General features: G+C 69.2%; 5 protein-coding genes. All 5 read right to left on the reverse strand.

Going from position 1 to position 6,149, the window contains the following annotated elements; all coding sequences use genetic code 11:
* Nucleotides 1-128 precede the first annotated feature (128 nt).
* The 5 genes from fba to VGB60_RS06680 all read right to left on the reverse strand — a co-directional run bounded on the left by fba (nucleotide 129) and on the right by VGB60_RS06680 (nucleotide 5,892).
* On the reverse strand, nucleotides 129-1,211 hold the full coding sequence (fba, locus tag VGB60_RS06660) for a class II fructose-bisphosphate aldolase (RefSeq protein ID WP_331037482.1): 1,083 nt from the start codon (nucleotides 1,209-1,211) through the stop codon (nucleotides 129-131).
* Nucleotides 1,212-1,297: 86 nt separating this feature from the next.
* Complete coding sequence (locus VGB60_RS06665) at nucleotides 1,298-2,500, reverse strand: phosphoglycerate kinase (protein WP_331037483.1); 1,203 nt, start codon at nucleotides 2,498-2,500, stop codon at nucleotides 1,298-1,300.
* A gap of 4 nt (nucleotides 2,501-2,504) precedes the next feature.
* Nucleotides 2,505-3,518: a type I glyceraldehyde-3-phosphate dehydrogenase gene (gene gap, locus VGB60_RS06670; protein WP_331037484.1), complete on the reverse strand. Its 1,014-nt coding sequence runs from the start codon at nucleotides 3,516-3,518 to the stop codon at nucleotides 2,505-2,507.
* Nucleotides 3,519-3,628: 110 nt separating this feature from the next.
* A complete protein-coding gene (locus VGB60_RS06675) occupies nucleotides 3,629-5,173 on the reverse strand; it encodes an ATP-binding protein (protein WP_331037485.1) in 1,545 nt (514 codons plus the stop codon).
* Nucleotides 5,170-5,892, reverse strand: coding sequence for a response regulator (locus tag VGB60_RS06680; protein WP_331037486.1), 723 nt, complete (start codon nucleotides 5,890-5,892; stop codon nucleotides 5,170-5,172). The genes VGB60_RS06675 and VGB60_RS06680 overlap by 4 nt, the downstream gene beginning before the upstream one ends.
* Nucleotides 5,893-6,149: the final 257 nt, after the last annotated feature.

Consider the following 6,149-nt stretch of genomic DNA (forward strand, 5'->3'; position numbering starts at 1 on the left):
CAGAACCCGGAATCCAGGGTAAGGCAAACAGATGCTTCAGGCGTCGCAGCCCGATCTCCTGGATTCCGGGTTCCGCTTCGCGGCCCCGGAAGGACGAGGAGGGATAGCAGCCCGGGTCGGGGATGGACTCAGGCCGCCTGGGCCACGCCGCCGGTCTGCGGGTTCAGCTCGCCGGAGGCGTAGCGTTTGGCCATCTGGGCGGTGGACAGCGGCTTGATCTTCGAGGCCATGCCCTCGCAGCCGAACTGGACGAAGCGCTCCTGGCAGAGTTTGCGCATCGCCTCCTTGGCGGGCTTCAGATAGGCGCGCGGGTCGAACTCGCCGGGCTTCTCGGACAAGATTTTGCGGATCGCGCCTGTCATGGCCATGCGGTTGTCGGTGTCGATGTTGATCTTGCGCACGCCGTGCCTGATGCCGCGCTGGATTTCCTCGACCGGCACGCCCCAGGTCTGGGGCATCTGGCCGCCGTACTGGTTGATGATGTCCTGCAGGTCCTGCGGCACCGAGGACGAGCCGTGCATGACCAGATGGGTGTCCGGCAGGCGGCGATGGATTTCCTCGATCACGTTCATTGCCAGCACGTCGCCGTCGGGCTGGCGGCTGAATTTATAGGCGCCGTGGCTGGTGCCCATGGCGATGGCGAGGGCGTCGACCTGGGTCTCGCGCACGAAGTCCACGGCCTGATCCGGGTCCGTCAGCAGGGCCGAGTGATCCAGCTTGCCCTCGAAGCCATGGCCGTCCTCGGCCTCGCCCATGCCGGTTTCCAGCGAGCCCAGCACGCCCAGCTCGCCCTCGACCGAGACGCCGCACGAGTGAGCCATCTGCACGACGCGGCGGGTGACCTCGACGTTGTATTCGTAGCTGGCGGGGGTCTTGGCGTCCTCCTCCAGCGAGCCGTCCATCATCACCGAGGTGAAGCCGTACTGGATGGCGGTGGCGCAGGTGGCGGGGCCGTTGCCGTGGTCCTGGTGCATGCAGACCGGGATGTGCGGATACAGTTCGGCGAGGGCGTCGATCAGCTTGGCGAGGACCACGTCGTTGGCGTAGCTGCGGGCACCGCGGCTGGCCTGGATGATGACCGGCGCGTTGACGGCCTCGGCCGCCTCCATAATCGCCAGACCCTGTTCCATGTTGTTGATGTTGTAGGCCGGCAGGCCGTACCCGTGCTCGGCGGCGTGATCGAGAAGTTGTCGCAGCGTGATGCGCGCCATTTGAGTGCTCCTGAGCCCGTGTGATTTTTCCGTGGTTTAACGCCGGAGCGGGCCGAAGTCACGCCGTGTTACAGCGGCAGTCGCGGTCAGCGCGCCCTCAGCGCCTCGACCCCCGGCAGCGGCTTGCCCTCCATCCACTCGAGGAAGGCGCCGCCCGCAGTAGAGACGAAGGTCATGTCGTCCGCCACGCCCGCGTGGTGCAGCGCCGCGACCGTGTCGCCGCCGCCGCCGACGGCGGTCAGCACGCCGGCCTTCGCCAGCGCCGCCGCATGGCGGGCGACCGCCACGGTGGCGACGTCGAACGGCGGGACCTCGAACACGCCCAGCGGGCCGTTCCAGATCAGGGTCTTCGAGGCGGTCAGGGCGTCGACCAGCCGGGCGACGCTCGCCGGACCGGCGTCGAGGATCTTGTCGTCGGCCGACAGGGGCTGGCCGGCGACTACGGGGCGGGAAGGCGCGCCGGGCTTGACCTCGGTCGCCACGACGAAATCGACCGGCAGCAGGATTTCGCAGCCCTTCGCCGCCGCCTCGGTCAGGATCTCGCGGGCTGTGTCCGCCATGTCGCGCTCGGCCAACGAGCCGCCGATGTCGATCCCTTGCGCAAACAGGAAGGTGTTGGCCATGCCGCCGCCGATGGCGAGGCGGTCGAGCTTGCCGACGAGGTTCTTGAGCAGGTCCAGCTTGGTCGAGACCTTGGCCCCGCCGACGATGCCCATCACGGGTTTGCGCGGATTGCCCAAGGCGGCGTCCAGCGCGTCCAGCTCGCGCCGCATCGACTCGCCGGCGTAGGCGGGCAACAGGCGGGCCAGACCCTCGGTCGAGGCGTGGGCGCGGTGGGCGGCGGAGAAGGCGTCGTTGACGTAGATGTCGCCCAGTTCGGCCAGTTGCGCGGCGAACGCGGGGTCGTTCTTCTCCTCGCCGGGGTGGAAGCGGACGTTCTCGAGCAGGACCACGCCGCCGGCGTCGACGTCGGTGATCATGGTCCTGGCTTCGTCGCCGATGCAGTCCTTGGCGAAGCGTACGGGGGCGCCGAGCAGGTGCTCCAGATCATCGACCACCGGCTCCAGGCTCATCGACGGCACCCGCTGGCCCTTCGGTCGATCGAAGTGGGCAAGCAGGGCCACCTTGGCCCCGGCGTCCCGCAGCTTCTCGATCGTCGGCAGGGCGACGCGCAGGCGGGTGTCCTCGGTGACCTTGCCGTCCTCCATCGGGACGTTGAAGTCGACGCGGACGAGGGCGGTTTTGCCGACGAGGTCGGGGGCGTCGTCGAGGGTGCGGTACTGGGTCACGACTTCAAGCCTTGATCAGCTTGCTCATCACCAGCGCCGTATCCGCCATCCGCGTCGCGAAGCCCCATTCGTTGTCGTACCAGGTCAGGACGCGGGCCAGTTTGCCGTCGACGACCTGGGTCTGGGGCAGGGCGGCGGTGGAGGAGGCGGAGACGTGGTTGAGGTCGGTCGAGACCAGCGGCTCGGTCGTGGTCATCAGAACGCCCTTCATCGGGCCGTCGGCGGCGGCCTGGATGGCGGCGTTGATCTCTTCGACCGTCACCTCGCGACTGGCGACGACCTTCAGATCGACGACCGAGACGTTCGGGGTCGGGACGCGGATCGACGAGCCGTCCAGCTTGCCCTTCAGCGCCGGCAGCACCAGGCCGAGCGCCTTGGCGGCGCCGGTCGAGGTCGGGATCATCGACAGGGCGGCGGCGCGGCCGCGGTAGAGATCCTTGTGCATCGTATCCAGCGTCGGCTGGTCGCCGGTGTAGCTGTGGATGGTGGTCATGTAGCCGCGCTCGATGCCGAACAGGTCGTGCAGGACCTTGGCGACCGGGGCGAGGGCGTTGGTGGTGCAGGAGCCGTTGGAGACGACGATGTCGTCGGCGGTCAGGACGTCGTGGTTGACCTTGTAGACGATGGTCTTGTCGGCGCCGTCGCAGGGGGCCGAGACCAGCACTCGTTTGGCGCCGGCCTTCAGGTGGGCCGAGGCCTTCTCCTTCGTCGTGAACAGGCCGGTGCACTCGAAAGCGATGTCGACGTTCAGATCCTTGTGCGGCAGCTCTTCCGGGTTGCGGATGGCCGTGACCTTGATCTTGCCGAGGCCGACGTCGATCCAGTCCTCGCCGCTCTCCACCGTGCCGGGGAACCGCCCGTGGACCGAGTCGTACTTCAGCAGGTGGGCGTTGGTGGCGACGGGGCCGAGGTCGTTGATCGCCACCACCTCGATGTCGCGACGGCCGTGCTCGACGATGGAGCGAAGGACGAGGCGGCCGATGCGGCCAAAGCCATTGATGGCGACGCGAACGGTCATAGAGCGGTCTCCGGAGAAGCGGTTTCTGATTGGCGCTTTCAATGGAACCGGTGACGCTCGGGATCAACCCCGGGCGCGTAACATGACGTGATCAACTGTAACTTCGCCGGTCAGGATGCGAGCGGCAGCTCCAGCCGCGCGGCCAGTCCGCCTTGCGACCGGTTGGTCAGCCAGACGTCGCCGCCGACGGCCCGCGCCGCCTGCCGGGCCACCGTCAAGCCGAGGCCCGCGCCGCCCGTCTCCCGATTGCGCGACCGCTCGGCGCGATGGAAGGGCTCGAACACCGCCTCCAGCTCCTCTTCGGGCAGACCGGGGCCGTTGTCCTCGACCACGATCACCGCGCGTCCGTCGCTGGCGGACGAAGAGACCCGCGCCTCGCCGCCATACTTGACTGCGTTGGAGATCAGGTTCGACAGGGCGCGGCGCAGGGCGGCGGGGTCGCCGTCCACCGGCAGGGGGGCGCCGGCCGAGAAGGTCACGGCGGCTCCGGTTTCCGAGAAGCCGCTGGCGCAGTCTGCGGCGAGGGCGGCGAGGTCGAACCGCTCGCGCCGCTCCGAAGGCGTCTCGCCCCGGACATAGGCCATGGCCTGGGCGATCAGGGCGTCCATCTCCTCGATGTCGGCGGCCATGCGGTCGCGCACCGCCTCCGGGGCCTGCTCGGCCCGGAAGCGAAGACGGGTCAGGGGCGTGCGCAGGTCGTGGGCGATGGCAGCCACTGTCTGGGTGCGGCGGCGCATGTGATCGCGCAGGGACGCCTGCATGTCGTTGAAGGCGTGGATGGCGGTGCGGACCTCGCTGGGGCCGGACGGCGTCAGCGGCTCGGCGTCGGGGTCGGCCCCCAGGCGCTCCGCGGCGTCGGCGAAGACCCGGATCGGCCGGGTCAGACGACGGGCCATGAACCAGACCAGCGGCGCCAGCAGAAGCATGGAGATGGCGAGCGCCAGAAGCACCCTCTTCTGCCAGGGCGACAGCAGGTCCCGCGGCGGCTCGACCGTCGCCCACCGTCCGTCAGCACGGCGCACCGACGCTGTAAACGGAGCGAAGGTCAGGCGGTCAGCCAGGATGGAGAAGCCACGCGTGTCCCTCTGAACAATGAAGGTGGTGTCGCCTGCGCCCGATCGGAGCTGGCGGACGTTCAACTGGGCCCGCACCTCGCGGGCGCCGCCCCCGTTCCGCGCCTCGGACGGATTTGCCAACGACGCCGCAGGCCGGGGCGGCGATCCCACCCGGCCCCCGAGCTGATCGACGAGCCCGAAGCCGAAGGCGTGCTGACCCTCCCTGACCCACAGGGAGCCGGCTCGTCGCACCGGCCGTCCGGGAGCGTCGATCCGGACGCGGACGTCGCCACTCGCCACCCCGAGCCGATGCGCCAGACCCGCGCCGATCGCGGCGGCCATGAGGTCGTCGCCCCTGGGGGTCTCGGGAAGAATGGGCTGATCGGTCAATCGCCGCCGCAGCGCCCGACCATCCGACGTTTCCGCGGGAAGGCCTTTCAGGGCGTCCGCCGCCGTCGCGATGCTGAAGCCCGCCGGCCGCGGCTCGGGCGCCAGAACCACGACGCCGAACGCCACGGCCTGCGACATGACGACGGCCAGTACGGCCAGCGCCGCGACCTGAACCAGAACGGGCAGGGACGTCCGACGTTTGACGGTCACCGCCCGGCGCCGTTCAGACGTTCGACGCGCATATCGAACATGTATCCTTCGCCTCTCAAGGTCTGGATCATCTCCAGTCCCGACCCGTCGTCGAGTTTTTTCCTCAAGCGGCTGATCTGGACGTCCATGGCGCGGTCGAACACGTCGGCGTCGGCGCCGCGCGCCCGCTCCAGCAGCTGATCGCGGCTCAGGACCCTCCCGGGACGTTCCGCGAAGGCCCGGAGCAGGGCGAACTCGCCGGCGGACATCAGGACCGGCTGGCCGTCGGGGCGGGTCAGCTCCCGCCGCATCAGGTCCAGCCGCCAGCCAGCGAAGGACAGCGCCGGGCCGTCGCCGGCGTCCTCCCTCGGCCGGCGCAGCACCGCCCGCACCCGGGCCAGCAGTTCGCGCGGATTGCACGGCTTGGGCAGGTAGTCGTCGGCGCCGAGCTCAAGACCGATGATCCGGTCCATGTCCTCGCCCATGGCCGACAGCATGACGATCGGCGGCCCCCCCTTGCCGGCGAGCCGTCGGCAAACCGAGAGCCCGTCCTCGCCCGGCATCATCAGATCCAGCACGATCAGGTCGGCGCTTCGAGCGGCGAGGGCGTGATCCATCTCGGCGGCTGAGGCGCAGCCGCGCGCCTCGTACCCGTGCTGGCTCAGGTAGTCGCACAGCACCTCGCGGATGCCGGGGTCGTCGTCGACGACGAGGATGCGGGCGGCGGCGTCGGCTTGCATGCGGCCATTGTGACGGAGCCGGCGCTCCGCGTCATTTCAGGGCTGAAACATTTCTCCGCCCGGCTGAAACATGGCCGCAAAGCCGGTGTGATCAGATGGATCATCCATCAACGGGGATCCCCGCCCATGCTGACCCTCTTCGCCCTGTCCGCCATCCTGATGCAGGATCCGCCCTCGCCTCCAGCGTCCGGGGATGAGGTGCGTTCCAGCGTCTTCATGGTCAACGGCGCGGGCCATGTGGCGCTCGACAAGGACGG

The organism is Brevundimonas sp. (assembly GCF_036399195.1).
GTDB lineage: Bacteria > Pseudomonadota > Alphaproteobacteria > Caulobacterales > Caulobacteraceae > Brevundimonas.

Coding starts and splice junctions, on each gene's coding strand:
- fba (WP_331037482.1), bottom strand. CDS start 1,211: ATGGCGCGCATCACGCTGCGACAACTTCTCGATCACGCCGCCGAGCAC.
- VGB60_RS06680 (WP_331037486.1), bottom strand. CDS start 5,892: ATGCAAGCCGACGCCGCCGCCCGCATCCTCGTCGTCGACGACGACCCC.
- gap (WP_331037484.1), bottom strand. CDS start 3,518: ATGACCGTTCGCGTCGCCATCAATGGCTTTGGCCGCATCGGCCGCCTC.